Raw genomic sequence first — 15,428 nt, 5'->3', positions numbered from 1 at the left:
CCCCGTCCTGCGCTTCGAAGCGCAGGCCGTCGCCCACGGCCGCAAGGCTGGAGGCGGCCGTATTGAACGTCTGCGCGAGAGTGCGGCCCTGCTCCAAGGCCGAGGCACGCAGCGAACCGTCGGTCGGGTCGGACAGCAACTGCTTCAGCGCGGTCTCGAAATCGACGATGGCATCGTAGACGCCGGTCTGCTCGACCGCGCTTTCGATGTTCTCCAGACCCTGCACTTCGGCCCCGGCGCGGGCGGCGTCGGAGCCGGTGCGGCGCACTTCGGACTGGCGGAACATGTCCGCATTGCGCACGATCCCGGTGATGCGAACGCCCGCGAGGTTGATCGCATTGGGCTGGGAGGCAACCGAATTGACCGCCACTTCCGAGAGCGAGACGCTGCGGCGGACATAGCCTTCGGACGAAGCATTGGCGATGTTCTGCGCGGTCACGTCCAGCGCGGCCTTGGCGGCGCGGGTGCCGGAGCGGGCGATGGTGATGAGATCGGCGGCCATAACGGTTACGCCTCCTTCTTCGCGGGCAGGAATCGGGCCATCTGTTCCTCGATGATCTTGGCCAGGCCCAATATGCCGCTGTCGGCGGTCACGTCGGCGAAGTGCTCGTCCTGCATCCGGTTGAAGGTATCGAGCGCCTGGCCGCCGAAGATCGGCTCGCCGCCGAAATGCGCCTTGCGGGCCTCGGCCAGCATCTGGCGCACGAACAGGGCTTCGAACTGCTTCGCGGTGGCGGCCAGCTTCTCGCGGTCGGTGGCGCCCGGCGCGATGGTCATGCCCGGAAGCGTCGAGGGTATCGTGCTCATATCACCACCATTTCCGCTTTGAGCGCGCCGGCCTGCTTCAGCGCTTCCAGGATCGCCACGAGATCGGAAGGGGTGATTCCCAGCAGGTTGAGCGCATCGACCACGCGGGCGAGCGAGGCGCCGCCCCGGAACAGGGCGACCGAGCGCTTTTCCTCCTCGGTATCGATCGCGGAATGCTCTTCCACTTCGGTCCGGCCCCGGCTGAACGGCGCGGGCTGAACGACCATGGGGTTCTCCTGGATGCGCACGGTCAGCTTGCCGTGGCTGATCGCGGCGGGCGAGAGGCGCACGGCCGAATTGATGACGACGGTGCCGGTGCGGCTGTTGACGATCACGCGCGCAGGCGTTTCCGCAGGATCGACGTCGATCATCTCGATCGCCGCCATCATCGAGGCGCGGCTGTCAGGATCGGCGGGGAGGCGCAGGGCGACGGTAACGCCGTCCTCCACCGAAGCCGTGCCGGGCAGGCGCATGTTGATGGCATCGCGCACGCGGGCGGCGGTGAGGAAGTCGGAGTTGAACAGGTTCCAGCGCAGCGCGTCTCCGCCCTCGAAGCCGGTGGCCACCGCGCGCTCGACGCTGCCGCCTTCGGCAATGCGGCCCACGGTGGGAATGTTGATCGTCACGTTGGAGCCGTCCCGCGCCGAAACGCCCAGGCCGCCGACCGCGAGATTGCCTTGCGCCATGGCATAGATCTGGCCGTCCGCACCATAGAGCGGGGTGAGGATCAGCGCTCCGCCGCGCAGGCTCTTGGCCTTGCCGATGGTCGAGACGGTCACGTCGATGCGCTGGCCCGGCTTGGCGAAGGCGGGGAGGTCGGCCGTGACCATGACGGCGGCGGCGTTCTTGAGGCCGGGGGAAATGCCCGGCGGCAAGGTCAGGCCCATGCGGCCCGAAACGCCCTTCATCGCCTGCGTGGTATATTCGAGATTGTCGTCCCCGGTGCCCGGCAGGCCGACGACCACGCCGTAGCCGGTGAGCTGGTTTGAGCGCACGCCCTGGAACTGTCCGAGATCGCGCAGACGCTCCGCGTGGGCGTCCAGCGGGGCGAGGAACACGATCAGCGAGGCCAGCATCGCCGCGAGCAGCGTGGGCAGCCAGCGCTGGCGCCGGGAGAGTTTCTGCTGCGTCATCAGAACGGCGAGATCCGGTTGAAGAACTGGCCGAGCCAGCCCTGACGACCGCTGCGCATGATCGCACCCTTGCCGGCATATTCGATCCGGGCGTCGGCGACGCGGGTCGAGGCGAGGGTATTGTCCTCGTCGATATCGGCGAGGCGGACGATGCCGGAAAACCGCACCCATTCGTCTCCCTGGCTGACCAGCATCTTCTTCTCTCCTCTGACGAGCGCCGTTCCATTGGGGCGCACTTCGGCGATGGTGACGGACAGCACCGAACTCAGCGAACTCGTCTGCGTCGCGCTGCCCTGACCATTGAACGTCGAGGAGGAGCTGGCGTTAAGGGCATCGGGCTTGAGAAACGACAGCGGGCCGGATGTCGGCGGCACGATCGCGGCGCCGCCACCCTTCTGGCTTCGGGAGCCGGCGGTCTTGGCGGCCGTGGTCGATTCCACCAGCAGGATCGTCAGCGGATCGCCCACGCGGGCGGCGCGGGTGCCGCCATGGAGAGGCGCGTAACCTGCCGAAACGCTGAAGATCCCACCGGTTGCGGGCTGCGTTGGAGGAGGGGGGGCGGGCAGGGTGGGCTCGAAGCCGGAAGGCTTGGGCGGCTTCCTGGCCATGACCGGCGGCGCGGCGAGAACCGCCAGCGCCGTCCCTGCCAGCAGGAGTGCGCGCGCCACCATCGTCACAGCGTCTGGTTCGCGTTGCGCAGCATCTCGTCCACCGAGGAGATCATCTTCGAATTGATCTCGTAGGCGCGTTGGGTCTCGATCATGTCCACCAGCTCCTCGACGATGTTGACGTTCGAGCCTTCGAGCATTCCCTGCCGGACCATCCCGCGCCCTTCTTCCCCGGCGATGCCGAGTTGCACGGGCCCGCTCCCGGCGGTTTCGCGCAGGAAGTTGTCGGAAGCGGCCTGAAGCGCCGCCGGATTGGTGAAGTTGGCGATCGTGATCTGGCCCAGTTCGGTCGGGTCGGTCTGCCCGTCCACTTGCGCCGAGACGGTGCCGTTCTCGGCCACCGTGATCGCGGTCGCACCTTCCGGCACGGTGATCGCGGGTTGCAGGAGGTAGCCCTGCGAGGTCACCAGCTCACCCTGCGGGGAGCGGGTGAAATTCCCGGCGCGGGTATAGGCCAGCTCGCCGCCGGGCAGGGCGATCTGGAAGTAGCCCTGGCCGTCCAGCGCGAGGTCGAAGGTATTGCCGGTGGTCTGGAGCGAGCCCTGCGTTTCCATGCGGCTGGTGGACTGCACCGCGACCCCGGTGCCCAGATTGAGCCCGGTGGCATAAGTCGTCTCGCTGGACGACTGGGCGCCCGCCACGCGCGAATCCTGATAGGCCAGGGTCGCGAAGTTGGCGCGGTCCTTCTTGAAGGCGGTGGTGCTGACGTTGGCCAGATTGTTGGCGATCACGCGCATCCGCGTGTCCTGCGCCTCCAATCCGGTGCGGGCGACCTGTAGAGCGGAAGTGGGCATGTTCGGGTCCTCAGCTATCGATGCGCATCAGGCGCACGCTGCCCTCGTCGAGTTCGCGCGCGGTCTCGACGAGCTTGGTTCGCATTTCGAACAGGCGCTGGGCCGAGATCATCTCGGTGAGCACTTGCGACGGCGAGACGTTCGAGCCTTCCAGCGAGCCGGGGATGACGCTGGCGTTTTCATCCTTCGGCAGGACGCCGGGCGGGCCACCATCGGTGACGACGACACGGAAGACGCCGGTCAGATCCTTGGCAATCCGCGAGCCCGTCGGGTCCACCAGCTTGAGGCGGTCCACCCGCTGCGGCGGCTGGCCGGGCGTGGCCGGATCGGTGACGAGGATGCCGCCGTCCTGTGCGATCGTGACGATCGAACCCGGCGGCAGCGTGATCGGGCCACTTTCGCCTAGCACCGGCAGGCCCTCTCCATTCTGGAGCACGCCGGTGACCGCAACCGACAGGTCGCCGCGCCGGGTATAGGCTTCGCCCCCGTCATCTGCCTGCACCGCCAGCATCGCGTCGCCCTGCATGGCGACATCGAGCGGCTGGCCGGTGCGGTTGACCGAGCCGGACTTCATCGAGGCGCCGATCACCTCGGTGCCGGAAAGCGCGCGCACTTCGATCTGCGGCCCTTCCAGCGTGTTCGGCGTGGCCTGGAGAATCTCGGCGCGGAAGCCGATGGTCTGGGCGTTCGCCATGTTGCTGGCGGTCACGCGCTCGCGGTTGAGCGAGGCGTTCATGCCGGATACGGCGGTGTAGATCAGGCGATCCATGGTTGCTGGCTCATCAGGTCCGCAGGTTGATGATCGTCTGCGAGATCTGCGTCTCGGTATCGACCGCCTTGGCATTGGCCTGGAAATAGCGCTGCGCCGTGATCAGGCTGACCAGTTCTTCCGAAAGATCGACGTTGGAGCGCTCGATATTGCCCGAAAGCAGGCTGCCGTAGAGGCCGGAATCGGGCTGGCCATAGGACGCTACGCCAGAGCGGCCGGTGGCCGACCACGAAGCATTACCGAGCTGCTTCAACCCGTTGGGCGCGACGAAGGAAGCGAGCGCAACGACGCCGATCGTCACGTTCGAGGCATCGGCGTAAGTCGCCACGACTTCGCCGGTGGGCTCGATGGTGATCCCGGCATATTCCGCACCGGCGGCATTGGTTTGCGGGATGCGGGCCGACTGCGGCGTCGTACCGGTTATCGCACCGTTGGCGTCGACCGGGAAGACCTGGAGCCGCGACCCGTTGGTATTGTGGATGTAACCTTCGCCATCCGTCGCGAAAGACCCGGCGCGGGTATATTCTATCGCGCCGGACAGCGGCGAAGCGACGGTGAAGAAGCCCTCGCCGTTGATCGCCACGTCGAGCGCCGACCCGGTCTGCTCCATCGCGCCGAGCCCGAAGTTCTGCTGGATCGAGGCGACCCGCGCGCCGATCCCGGTGGTCAGCGAGGGGTCGGTGAGGATCGAGGACGAGACGATGTCGGCGAAAGTGGTGTTGCTCTTCTTGAAGCCCGCCGTCTCGGCATTGGCGATGTTGTTGGAGATGACGTTGAGATCGGTCTGGGCGCTCTTGAGCCCGGTGAGCGAGGTGTAGAAGGACATCGGATACTCCTGGGAATGCGTTTAGTCGCGGGCAGCCAGGGCGGCGATCGCCGCCTGGGTGGCGTTCTGGGCGCTGACGAGGGTGTCGAGTTTGGACGCGATGGTCTTGAGCGTGTCCGCCATCTCGGTGGTACCGGCGAGGGCCGAGAACTGCGCCATCTGCGCAAGCATCTCGGTCTGGTCCATCGGGCTGAAGGGATCCTGCTGCTTCATCTGGGCAAGCATCAGCTTCAGGAAATCGCCCTGGTCGAGATCGCCCAGGGATGTCTTCGAGTCCGTCGTTTTTGCGGTCCTGGCGGCGGACACGGCGGTGGTGTCGATAACGGTCATCTGAGCCTCATCGTGTCGAGCATGAGCTGCTTGGCGGTGGCGATGGCCTCGACCAGGTTCTGGTACTGACGCGAGGCTTCGAGCATCTCGACCATCTCGGCGTTCTCATCGACGGGAGCGGTCCAGACATCGCCGTTGGCATCGGCGAGCGGGTGGTCGGGGCTGTGCTGGCGGACGGCGGCGGCGCCTTCGCGCATCACGCCCTGGACGTTGACCGAGGCAAGGCCGCTGGCCCGGTCCATGTCTTCGGCGAAGATGGCGCGGATCGGCTTGTAGGCCTGCTCCTCGGCGGCGGAGACGGTGCCGGCATTGGCAAGGTTGGACGCCGCCGCGTTCATCCGCACGAGCTGGGCCGACATGCCGCGCTGGGCGAGCGTGAACAGGGTCATCGGTTCGCGGGGGGGCGGCATCGTCACTCGCCCTTCAGAGCGCGGGTGACGGTATCGACCCGCCCCCGGATGAATTCGAGGGTGGTCGAGTAGCCCACCGCGTTCTCGGAAAAGGCGAGCTGCTCGTTCTGGAGTTCCACCGTGTTGCCGTCGAGCGAGGGCATGACCGGCACCCGATAGAGCGCGGCGGTTTCGGCGGCATCGTCCAGACGCATTCCGCGTTCCGTGGAGCGCAGGGCGACGGTGAAATCGATGTCGCGCGCCTTGTATCCGGGCGTAGCGGCGTTGGCGATGTTCGAGGCGATCAGGCCCATGCGCTGCGAGCGAAGTTCCAGCGCGGCGGCGTGAATCCCGAACAGGTCGTGTGACATGGCGTTCCGGCTCCGACGAGTGTTCGTGTCGATGCTTCGCAAAGGGCGTGCCAATCGATCGGACTCTCGGACTTGCGCGTATTTGCGACATCCTGCGTGGATTGTCAGAGAGAGCCTTGCGGCAACCGCTTGCCGCTTTCCCGGCAAGCCGCTTCCGGGGCTGAAAACTGATGAAATGCGCCGTTCTCCGGATGAAAAGGAGTGCGCATCGCCATGCAGCCCGAACATCTTCTCGACCCCGCCAGCGCCCTGATCGTGGTGGGCGGCACTCTGCTTGCCACGGTCCTGCGATGCGGCGCGGGCGATTGCCTCACGACCGTGGTCGCGCTCGGCACCCTGTTGCGCCGCCCCTTCGACCCTGAGCGGGCGCGGTCGGACATGGCGGTGCAGGTGCAGGAAATCCGCCAGGACGGAGTGATCCGCTCACGCCCGGCCCCGACCGGCGATGCCGAATTCGACGAGGCGACGGCGATGCTGATCGGCAGCCGTTCGCTCGGTGCGCTGCAACTGGCCCATGCCGCGCACAAGCGGCGACGGATCGAGACCAGCCAGCGCGCGGTGCGCACTTTCATCCAGGCGGCGGACCTGTCGCCGGTGTTCGGGCTGGCCGGCACGCTCGTGGCGCTGAACCAGCTGCCGCCGCTCGACCAGCCGGGCGCGGATTTTGCCGCCGCTATCTCGATGGCGGTGCTGACCACGCTCTATGGGCTGCTGCTGGGCAACCTGCTGTTCACCCCCTTGGCCCGCGTGCTCGCCCGTCGCGCGGCCGACGAGGAGCGCGACAGGCAGGCGGTGATCGACTGGCTGGAGCGGCAGGTCGCCGACGCGCTACCGCATGGCGAGCGGCCTCATGGAGAGCGGCCTCATGCCGAACGGGCGCGCCATGCGGTGGATGTCCCCGCATGAGCGCGCGCACGGCGGCCAGCTGGCAGACCTCGCTGGCGGATCTTTCGTTGATTCTCTTCATGATCGCTGCCGCTGCGATCAATCGGCAGCAGGGCCACCTGCGGCCGGAACGACAAGTGCAGGCGCGGTCGGCATCTCCTTCCTCGCCCGAGGGAACGCCGCTGGCGATCTACATCGCTGCGCCGGATGCCCCGCCCTTGGCCCGCTGGCTGGCCGAGCAGGCCCGAGATCCCCGCCAGCGCGTGACCGTCACGGCGCTTTATGGACCGGCCGACCAGGACCTGGAGCGCGCGCTGTCGGAGGCCGGGCTGCTCGCGGCGGAAGCGGGGCGGGCGGGTCACAGGGCGCGGATCGTGGTGGAGCCGGGCATCCCGGCGCCCGCGCGCGTGGTCCTCGCCTTCGACGATCCGGATGAGGGGCTGGCACGGAGCTTGCTGCCCCAAGCGCGAAACCTTCCCGAAGGAACGCGATCTCGATGAAGACGATGGGCCCGATTCTCGGAGCAACACTTTCTGCCGCTGCGCCCGCCGGCTTCGCCGATCTCGATGCGATTGACCGGCAGGTCGCCCTCTTTACCGGAGTGGCAGCGGGCGAGGAAGGAGGCGCCGCCACGCCCGTCGATCGTCGCCTTCGGCTCCAGCCCTGTCTCGGCGGACTGGCGCTCTCATGGCGGACGGCGGCACGGGACAGCGTGATCGTGCAATGCGGCGACGCGGGGGGCTGGCGCTTGTTCGTACCGGTGCGGCGCGCGGCGGTTGTCGCGCCGACGGAAGCACCCGTCCCCCCGGCGGTGCGGCGCGGCGATGCGGTGGCGATCGCCGTGGAGGGGGAGGGCTTTGCGGTATCGCAAGCCGGAGAGGCGCTGGAAAGCGGGCCTGTCGGGGCATGGATCAGGGTGCGGCCACTGGCGCTTGGCAGGGGGCGGCCGGAGGAGATGCGCGCGAGGATCGTCAGGCCCGGTCTCGTTTCCCTACCTCTGCCTTAACCTTGCTGCCCGGCGGGGCGAGGCGGGTTTCCGTAAAATTCCGGGCCAGACCTCTTAACGTCCGTGCGGTGCCGCCGTCCTTCAGGGAAACGCCGCATCAACGGAGCCAGACAATGCCCCCCATCGAAGTGGGATCGACCAGTCCCCTCGGAGCCATCCAGGCCCGGTTCTCCCGCGCCGGCAGCACGACCGGCGCTGCAACACCCAGCGCTTCCGCGCCCAGTCTTTCAGCATGGTCGGAAAGCCCGACCGTGGATGCTTCCACCGCGCTCGATCCCGGTGCCGTTCCCATCGATCTGGACCGCGTGGCGCTTATCCGCAAGGCCGTGGAGAACGGCACTTATCCCGTGATCCCCACCCAGATCGCGGACGCCATGATCGCGGCGGGCGTGTTGCTCAGGAGTCACCACGAATGACGCGCGCCATCAGCCACGAGGGCGATCTCGGCGAAACGCTGCGGCAGATGCTTGCCGTCCTTGAGGCAGAGCGGCAAGCGCTTGCCGGGCTGGACCTGGATGCGATCGTCGGCACCACCCGCGACAAGGACCGGCTCTGCGCCATGCTGGACGGGGCCGGAAAAGGCGCCGAGGCGGGCGGCCCGGGCATGGAGCTCGATGAGGAATGCCGGGGCCTGCTGGAAGCGGCGCGGCGGTTGAACGAGATTAATCGCCAGGTTCGCAACATCATAGCCGCCAATGTCGCAACCCGGCTCAATACCCTGACCGGTGCACCCCAGCTCTATCGGGCCGGGACCAACTACGCGCTCGTCGCCAACCGCGTCTGATCCGAACCACGCGAATGCCGGCCCCGTCCAGCCCCCGTCTGGCATGGACTTTGCTGAACATCTCTCGAACCAACCGGATCGGGAGCCGCCACATTGAGCGAGGCGCAAGGCACCATTGCAGCTACGGTCAATCCGTCGAAGGGCAGCGGCTCCGCTTCCGTAAACGGCGGGGGCATCCATGCCGCCATCGCGCGAGCGGCCCAGGCAACGGGCGTCGATTTCCAGTTTCTCCTGGCCCAGGCGCGGATCGAATCGAGCCTCGATGCCGGGGCCCGGGCCGATACGTCCAGCGCCGCCGGGCTCTTCCAGTTCACCAACGGTACCTGGCTCGATACGCTGGGCCGCCATGGCGCCGATCACGGCATGGGCTGGGTCCAGCAGGTGATCGCCGGAGGAGGGCTGTCCGATCCCGGCATGCGGGCGCGGATCATGGGCTTGCGCTATGACGCCCAAGCCTCGGCGCTGATGGCCGCCGAGCTTGCGCGCGACAATCGCGCCGAGCTGACCTCTCGCCTAGGACGCGAGCCGGACGCGGCCGAGCTTTACCTCGCGCATTTCCTGGGTTCTGGCGGAGCGGGGCAGTTCCTGTCCGCATTGGCGACCGATCCGGGCCGGAGCGCCGCCTCGGTGCTGCCGGCCGCCGCGGCCGCCAATCGCGGGATATTCTACGAAGGCGCAAGCCCCCGCAGCCTCGGCGCTGTCATGGACCTCCTGCGCGGCAAGATGGCGGATGCCATGAGCGGCGCCCCAGACCACGCCCCCGACATCGCGATCTCCGGTCAGCCGCCTTCGTTCGCGACCGTCGGGCAGGCATTCGCACGGTCCGGCGGTCCGGTTGCCCAGGCGTTCGGCGCAGCGGCATCCTCAACCTCGCCGCGCGTCGCCCGCCTGTCCATGGCCGAAACCTTGCGCGGAACCTTCGATCTTTCCGGCGCCGCGGCCCCGGCTTCGGTACGCGCGGCTTATGACAGGCTCGCGGGGTTAGGGCTGTGAACCGGTTGCTCAGTCGCTTCGGCGAGCTTGGCACCATGGCGCTGCCGGCGGGCATCCTCACGCTGATCGTGCTGATGATCGTGCCGGTGCCGGCCTTCGTGCTGGACGTTTCGTTCGTGCTGAACATCGCGCTTTCGCTGGCCATCCTGATGGCGGCGATGAACGCGGAGAAGCCGCTGGACTTTTCCTCCTTCCCCTCGGTCCTGCTCTTCGCGACCTTGCTGCGCCTCGCGCTCAACGTGGCTTCTACCCGCGTCGTCCTGGTCCACGGGCACGAGGGCGAGGCGGCGGCGGGCGTCGTCATCGAATCCTTCGGCAAGTTCCTGATCGGCGGCAACTTCGCCGTGGGCATCTTCGTCTTCCTGATCCTGATGATCATCAACCTGGTGGTCGTGACCAAGGGCGCCGGGCGCGTTTCGGAAGTCTCGGCGCGCTTCACGCTGGACGCGCTGCCGGGCAAGCAGATGGCGATCGACGCCGATCTGGCCGCCGGGCTCATGACGGCGGACGAAGCCAAGGCCCGCCGCCGCGAGGTGGCGACCGAGGCGGACTTCTACGGTTCGATGGATGGCTCCAGCAAGTTCGTGAAGGGCGATGCCATTGCGGCGATGCTGATCCTGGGCGTCAATATCGTCGCCGGTTTCTGCCTAGGCATGATCAGCCATGGCCTTTCCGCCGGCGAGGCAGCGCAGACCTACATCACCCTGGCCATCGGCGATGCATTGGTGGCGCAAGTGCCCGCGCTGCTACTCTCGATCGCTGCGGCCACCATCGTCACCCGCGTCTCCGACAGCCGTAACCTGACCGGACAGATAGGCGGACAATTCGCCGATCCGCGCACCTGGCTGCCGGTTGGCGTGGTCATGACCGCGATCGGGCTGATCCCGGCGATGCCGCAGACGGTGTTCCTGCCCGCAGCGGCGCTGGCCTTCTGGCTCTGGCATGTCCTGCGGAGGCGGCGGAATCTGCAGGATTACATGCGGACGCCCGCCGTGGAGCCGCCAGCGTTCGCCGATCCCTCGCGTATCGTGCTGGAAGAGGTATCGGACCATACCCTGGTCACGATCGAACTGGGCTATGGCCTCGTGCAACTCGTGGACGAGCGGCGGGGTGCGCCGTTGGTGAGCCGCGTTACCGGGGTGCGCAAGCAGCTCAGCCAGTCGTTCGGGTTCATCGTCCCGCAGTTTCGCGTTCGCGACGCGCTGGACATGCCGCCGCACGACTATCGCATCGTGCTGGGCGGGGTGACGCTGGGCAGCGCCACGATCCGCGCCGACCGTATTCTCGCCATCGATGCCGGAGAGGCGCGCGCCCATCACGGCCTGCGCGGGGAGGAAACGCGCGATCCCAGCTTCGGCTGTCCGGCATTGTGGATCGACCCGGCCGCGCGCGACCATGCGACGGCGGAAGGCTTCCTGACGGTGGATGCGGGCACGGTGATCGCCACCCATCTCAACCAGCTTCTGTCCGAGCGCGCCCACGACCTGCTCGGTCCGGACGAGGTAAAGGCCCTGCTCGACGGGATCAGGGAGCACGTGGCGGGGCTGGTCGAGACGATCCATCCGCAGCCGCTTTCGCTGGCCGCGATCACCCGGCTGCTGCGGGCCTTGCTGGAAGACGGCATCCCGATAGCGCACCCGCTGCCGATCCTCGCCAGCCTCGGCCGCGCCGTACAGCAGACGCTGGACCACGAGCGGCTGATCGAACTGGTGCGGGCCGATCTCGGCGCGTTGATCGTGGGACGCGTCTGCCCGCCTTACGAACGCCTGCCGGTGGTGACGCTGGACGCCGGTCTGGAAGCTTCGATCGTACAGGGCATGGTCGATCCCGTCACCGGGCAGCCGGTGGTCGAGCCGGATCTTGCCCGCATGATCGGCGAGCGGATCGCGATGCTCTGCGAAGAGCGGGGGCCGGATGCCATACCGCTGGCGCTCGTGGTTCAGCCGCGCGCGCGCCGGGCGCTGGCGGCCCTGCTGCGGCTGCGCGCGCCGTCCTGCCTGGTGCTCTCGATCGCCGAATTGCCGCCGACCCAACCCATCGAAGTGATCGACGTCGTCGGTGCCGCCCATCCGGAAGGCAGGCCGCCCGCGCTTCCGCAATCCCATTCCGTGGAGAGCATGGCCGCATGAAACAGGACCAGAGGGGATTCAACACCTATGCCGGTAAAATCGCCGGGGCTTATCAGGGCGATGTCGGCGATCGGGTCCGCCGGTTCCTGCCGATGGTCCGGCGGCTGGCCTGGCATGTCCATGGCAGCGGGCGTCCCGGTATAGAGCTGGAGGATCTGATCCAGGCCGGGCTCGTGGCGCTTACCGAATGCGCGCAGAAGCACCAGGGGCCGACCGAGGACGGCTTCGCGGCCTATGCCAAGATGCGGGTGCGCGGCGCCATGGTGGACCTCATCCGCCGCACGGTGCCGATGTCTCGCGGGGCCAGCGAGCGACGCCGCCAGCTTGCGGCGAAGGAAACCCAACTGCGCGGCCTGTTGGGGCGGGATCCGCTGCCGCATGAACTGGCAGGCGCTCTGGGCATAGCGGAGAGCGAACTCGCGGCCCTGCGCGGCACCAGCCAGCCGCTGCACTTCGAGCCGATCGACGAGGCCTATTCGGATCAGAACATGGCCTTCGCGGACGACCGGCCGGATAGCCACGCGCTGCTGGCCGATGAGGAACTTCGCGCGGCAGTGGTGGGGGCGGTGGCGGACCTGCCGGAGCGGCTCAAGCTGGTTGTGCAGCTCTACTTCGTCGAGGAACTGAACCTTGCCGAGATCGCGCAAGTGCTTCAGGTGTCGATCCCGCGCGTCCACCAGTTGAAGGCGCAGGCGCTGGGCAAGCTGCGCGAGGGGCTGGAGGGCGTAGCGGATATTCTCTAGCCGCCACGCCATGTCCCGTATCAGCCGAGATAGATGCCCGCCGGATTGCCGGTAACGCCGGACTCGACTTCGAACAGCGCGCCGTCGAATTCGGATTCGGGCAGGCCGGTCGCCGCCGAGGTCACGAACATACGGTCCAGCTTCTCGCCCGCGAATGCGATGTTGGTGATGCGCTTTGCCGGCAGCTCGATCGAGCGTTCACGCGTGCCATCCGGGGCGAAGCGGCTGATCTTGCCGCCGTCCCAGTGGGCGGTCCAGAGATAGCCCTCGGCGTCCGTTGTCATGCCGTCCGGATAGCCGTCCTCTTCGGAGAAGCGGATGAACTCCTGGCGATCACGCGCGCCGTTTTCGTCCACGGCGAAGCGGTAGATCACGCGGCGGCCCGAATCGGCGTGGTACATCCACTGGCCGCAGGGCGAGAAGGCCGGGCCGTTGGGCACGGTATAGTCGGTGTCGATCACCTGCCATTCGCCCGAGGGCGAGAGGCGATAGAGCGAGCCGGTGACCTCTTCCTCGGCCATGTCCATGGTGCCGCACCAGATCGCGCCGTGGCGGTCGGCCTTGCCGTCGTTCATGCGGTTGCCGGGCAGGTGCGGCTCGGGATCGTTGCGCTCCGAGATGGTCAGCGGATCGAGCGTGATATTGGCAACGCCGTCCTGGAAGCCGCCGATGAGTCCGCCTTCGGCGCGCGGGGCAACCCAGCCGAGGCGGGCGGGCATGTCCCAGCGGGTCACGGTGTTGTCGGCGAGGCTCAGGCGGTTGAGAGCAGGGGCGAGGATGTCGACCCAGTAGAAGGCATTGTCGCGCGCGCTCCAGAGCGCGCCTTCGCCGAGGGTATCGCGGACGTCGCGATCGATCTTGCGCCAAAGGGTCATGAAACTCTCCCGTGAAAGTGGTTCGGCCCCCGCCCCGTCCTTTCCCTTGAGGGGACAGGCAGGGACGAGGGCCGAAAGGTCATCCGACGGCTAGGTCGGACAGGATCACTTAAATCAGTGGTTATCGCGCGGCAGGCCCATGGTCTGGGCGATGCGCTGGTACTTCTCGGCGCCTTCAAGGATCGCGCCGGTGTCCATCTGGCCGACGACCGAGCGCTGGATTTCCTGCCACGGCGTCTGAGAGGCCGGGTAGGGGTAACCGCCCTTGGCTTCGAGAGCGGCACGGCGCGCGGCCAGTTCCTCGTCGGAGATCAGCACGTCCACGCGGCCCTTCTTGAGGTCCATGCGCACGCGGTCACCCGATTCCAGCAGGGCGAGGCCGCCCATGGCTGCGGCTTCAGGCGAAGCGTTGAGGATCGAGGGGCTGCCCGAGGTGCCCGACTGGCGGCCGTCACCGATGCACGGCAGCGAGTGGACGCCTTCGGTGATGAGGTACGAAGGCGGACGCATGTTGACGACTTCCGCCGCGCCCGGATAGCCGATCGGACCGGCGCCGCGCATGAACAGCAGGGTTTCGGGGGTAATGCCGGTGGCCGGATCGTCGATGCGGTGGTGATAGTCCTCGGGACCGTCGAACACCACGGCATTGCCTTCGAAGGCGTCCGGGTCTTCGGGGTTCGAGAGGTAACGGTCGCGGAACTCCTTGGAGATCACGCTGGTCTTCATGATCGCGGCGTCGAACAGGTTGCCCGACAGGACCAGGAAGCCGGCTTCCTCGACCAGCGGCTGGTCGAACTGCTTGATGACCTTCTCGTCCTCGATCACGGCATCGCGGCAGTTGTCGCCCATGGTCTTGCCGTTCACCGTCATCGCGCCCTCGTGGATGAGGCCCTGCTTGATCAGCTGCGCGACCACGGCGGGGACGCCGCCTGCACGGTAGTAGTCCTCGCCCAGGTATTCGCCGGCGGGCTGGAGGTTCACCAGCAGCGGGATCTTGTGGCCGATGCGTTCCCAGTCCTTCAGCGGCAGGTCGACGCCGATGTGGCGGGCGATCGCGGCGAGGTGGATCGGGGCATTGGTCGAACCGCCGATGGCGGCGTTGACGGCGATGGCGTTATGGAACGCGTCGAGCGTCAGGATGTCCGAGGGCTTGAGATCCTCGTGGACCATGTCGACGATGCGCTTGCCGGTGCGCCATGCGCATTCCTGGCGGTCGCGGTAGGGCGCGGGGATCGCGGCCGAGCCGGGGAGCATCATGCCCAGGGCTTCGGCGAGCGAGTTCATCGTCGTCGCCGTGCCCATGGTGTTGCAGTAGCCGGTCGACGGGGCCGACGAGGCGACGAGCTTGATGAAGCCGTCGGCGTCGAGTTCGCCGGCGGCCATCATCTCGCGGCCCTTCCAGACGATCGTGCCCGAACCGGTACGCTCGCCCTTGTGCCAGCCGTTGAGCATCGGGCCGACCGAAAGCGCGATCGCCGGGATGTTCACGGTAGCGGCCGCCATCAGCAACGCCGGGGTGGTCTTGTCGCAGCCGGTGGTCAGCACCACGCCGTCGAGCGGGTAGCCGTAGATCGCTTCGACCAGGCCGAGGTAGGCCAGGTTGCGGTCGAGACCGGCGGTCGGGCGCTTGCCGGTTTCCTGGATCGGGTGGACCGGGAATTCCAGCGCGATGCCGCCGGCTTCGCGAATGCCCTCGCGAATGCGCTCGGCCAGCACGATGTGGTGGCGGTTGCAGGGCGACAGGTCGCTGCCGGTCTGGGCGATACCGATGATCGGCTTGCCCGAGCGAAGCTCTTCAAGGCTAATGCCGAAGTTCAGGTACCGCTCCAGGTAGAGCGAGGTCATGTCGATGTTGTCGGGATTGTCGAACCAGGCGCGCGAGCGCAGCTTCGGTGCAGTCTTGTTGTCGGTCATGGGCGATCGTTT

At 67.4% G+C, this 15,428-nt stretch carries 20 protein-coding genes; 8 read left to right on the top strand and 12 right to left on the bottom strand.

The window, feature by feature from the left end; genetic code table 11:
* The 10 genes from RT424_RS17945 to flgB all read right to left on the bottom strand — a co-directional run.
* The coding region (locus tag RT424_RS17945; protein WP_313440986.1) for a FlgK family flagellar hook-associated protein at window positions 1–502 on the bottom strand (502 nt) is incomplete at its 3' end.
* 5 nt (window positions 503–507) lie between these two features.
* A complete protein-coding gene (locus RT424_RS17940) occupies window positions 508–807 on the bottom strand; it encodes a rod-binding protein (protein WP_313440984.1) in 300 nt (99 codons plus the stop codon).
* Window positions 804–1,883, bottom strand: coding sequence for a flagellar basal body P-ring protein FlgI (locus RT424_RS17935; protein WP_313440992.1), 1,080 nt, complete (start codon window positions 1,881–1,883; stop codon window positions 804–806). Before RT424_RS17935 ends, RT424_RS17940 begins: the two co-directional genes overlap by 4 nt.
* Window positions 1,884–1,939: 56 nt before the next feature.
* Window positions 1,940–2,611: a flagellar basal body L-ring protein FlgH gene (locus tag RT424_RS17930; RefSeq protein WP_313440982.1), complete on the bottom strand. Its 672-nt coding sequence runs from the start codon at window positions 2,609–2,611 to the stop codon at window positions 1,940–1,942.
* A gap of 2 nt (window positions 2,612–2,613) precedes the next feature.
* Complete coding sequence (gene flgG / locus RT424_RS17925) at window positions 2,614–3,402, bottom strand: flagellar basal-body rod protein FlgG (protein WP_313440980.1); 789 nt, start codon at window positions 3,400–3,402, stop codon at window positions 2,614–2,616.
* Window positions 3,403–3,412: 10 nt separating this feature from the next.
* Window positions 3,413–4,171 (bottom strand): flagellar basal body rod protein FlgF, encoded by a 759-nt coding sequence (locus RT424_RS17920; RefSeq protein ID WP_313440978.1) that lies wholly within the window; start codon window positions 4,169–4,171, stop codon window positions 3,413–3,415.
* A gap of 13 nt (window positions 4,172–4,184) precedes the next feature.
* Window positions 4,185–4,997 carry a flagellar hook basal-body protein gene (locus tag RT424_RS17915; protein WP_313440976.1) on the bottom strand — a complete coding sequence of 271 codons (813 nt, stop codon included), beginning with the start codon at window positions 4,995–4,997 and terminating at the stop codon, window positions 4,185–4,187.
* Window positions 4,998–5,018: 21 nt separating this feature from the next.
* Window positions 5,019–5,327 (bottom strand): flagellar hook capping FlgD N-terminal domain-containing protein, encoded by a 309-nt coding sequence (locus tag RT424_RS17910; RefSeq protein WP_313440974.1) that lies wholly within the window; start codon window positions 5,325–5,327, stop codon window positions 5,019–5,021.
* Window positions 5,324–5,737, bottom strand: coding sequence for a flagellar basal body rod protein FlgC (gene flgC, locus RT424_RS17905; RefSeq protein ID WP_313440972.1), 414 nt, complete (start codon window positions 5,735–5,737; stop codon window positions 5,324–5,326). Before flgC ends, RT424_RS17910 begins: the two co-directional genes overlap by 4 nt.
* 2 nt (window positions 5,738–5,739) lie before the next feature.
* Complete coding sequence (gene flgB / locus RT424_RS17900) at window positions 5,740–6,087, bottom strand: flagellar basal body rod protein FlgB (protein ID WP_313440971.1); 348 nt, start codon at window positions 6,085–6,087, stop codon at window positions 5,740–5,742.
* A gap of 213 nt (window positions 6,088–6,300) precedes the next feature.
* Between flgB and RT424_RS17895 the strand changes: the two genes are divergently transcribed.
* The 8 genes from RT424_RS17895 (at window position 6,301) to RT424_RS17860 (ending at window position 12,627) form a co-directional block, all read left to right on the top strand.
* Window positions 6,301–6,993, top strand: coding sequence for a MotA/TolQ/ExbB proton channel family protein (locus tag RT424_RS17895; protein WP_313440970.1), 693 nt, complete (start codon window positions 6,301–6,303; stop codon window positions 6,991–6,993).
* Complete coding sequence (locus RT424_RS17890; RefSeq protein WP_313440969.1) at window positions 6,990–7,472, top strand: hypothetical protein; 483 nt, start codon at window positions 6,990–6,992, stop codon at window positions 7,470–7,472. The genes RT424_RS17895 and RT424_RS17890 overlap by 4 nt, the downstream gene beginning before the upstream one ends.
* Entirely contained in the window at window positions 7,469–7,978 is a 510-nt protein-coding gene (locus tag RT424_RS17885; RefSeq protein ID WP_313440966.1) for a flagella basal body P-ring formation protein FlgA, read from the top strand. The genes RT424_RS17890 and RT424_RS17885 overlap by 4 nt, the downstream gene beginning before the upstream one ends.
* Window positions 7,979–8,091: 113 nt before the next feature.
* Window positions 8,092–8,394 (top strand): flagellar biosynthesis anti-sigma factor FlgM, encoded by a 303-nt coding sequence (locus tag RT424_RS17880; protein WP_313440964.1) that lies wholly within the window; start codon window positions 8,092–8,094, stop codon window positions 8,392–8,394.
* Window positions 8,391–8,762 (top strand): flagellar protein FlgN, encoded by a 372-nt coding sequence (locus tag RT424_RS17875; RefSeq protein WP_313440962.1) that lies wholly within the window; start codon window positions 8,391–8,393, stop codon window positions 8,760–8,762. Before RT424_RS17880 ends, RT424_RS17875 begins: the two co-directional genes overlap by 4 nt.
* Before the next feature lie 93 nt (window positions 8,763–8,855).
* Window positions 8,856–9,755, top strand: a complete 900-nt coding sequence (locus tag RT424_RS17870) for a lytic transglycosylase domain-containing protein (protein ID WP_313440960.1) — start codon at window positions 8,856–8,858, stop codon at window positions 9,753–9,755.
* Window positions 9,756–9,790: 35 nt separating this feature from the next.
* Entirely contained in the window at window positions 9,791–11,884 is a 2,094-nt protein-coding gene (locus RT424_RS17865) for a flagellar biosynthesis protein FlhA (RefSeq protein WP_313440990.1), read from the top strand.
* Window positions 11,881–12,627, top strand: coding sequence for a sigma-70 family RNA polymerase sigma factor (locus RT424_RS17860; protein WP_313440958.1), 747 nt, complete (start codon window positions 11,881–11,883; stop codon window positions 12,625–12,627). The genes RT424_RS17865 and RT424_RS17860 overlap by 4 nt, the downstream gene beginning before the upstream one ends.
* Window positions 12,628–12,647: 20 nt before the next feature.
* Here RT424_RS17860 and RT424_RS17855 read toward each other — a convergent pair whose 3' ends face one another.
* A complete protein-coding gene (locus RT424_RS17855) occupies window positions 12,648–13,502 on the bottom strand; it encodes an SMP-30/gluconolactonase/LRE family protein (RefSeq protein WP_313440956.1) in 855 nt (284 codons plus the stop codon).
* A gap of 114 nt (window positions 13,503–13,616) precedes the next feature.
* Window positions 13,617–15,416 (bottom strand): IlvD/Edd family dehydratase, encoded by a 1,800-nt coding sequence (locus RT424_RS17850; protein WP_313440954.1) that lies wholly within the window; start codon window positions 15,414–15,416, stop codon window positions 13,617–13,619.
* Window positions 15,417–15,428: the final 12 nt, after the last annotated feature.

Source organism: Novosphingobium sp., assembly GCF_032093395.1.
Classification (GTDB): Bacteria; Pseudomonadota; Alphaproteobacteria; order Sphingomonadales; family Sphingomonadaceae; genus Novosphingobium.
Note: the sequence above shows the minus strand (reverse complement) of the source record. Positions and strands in the feature narration are given on the sequence as shown.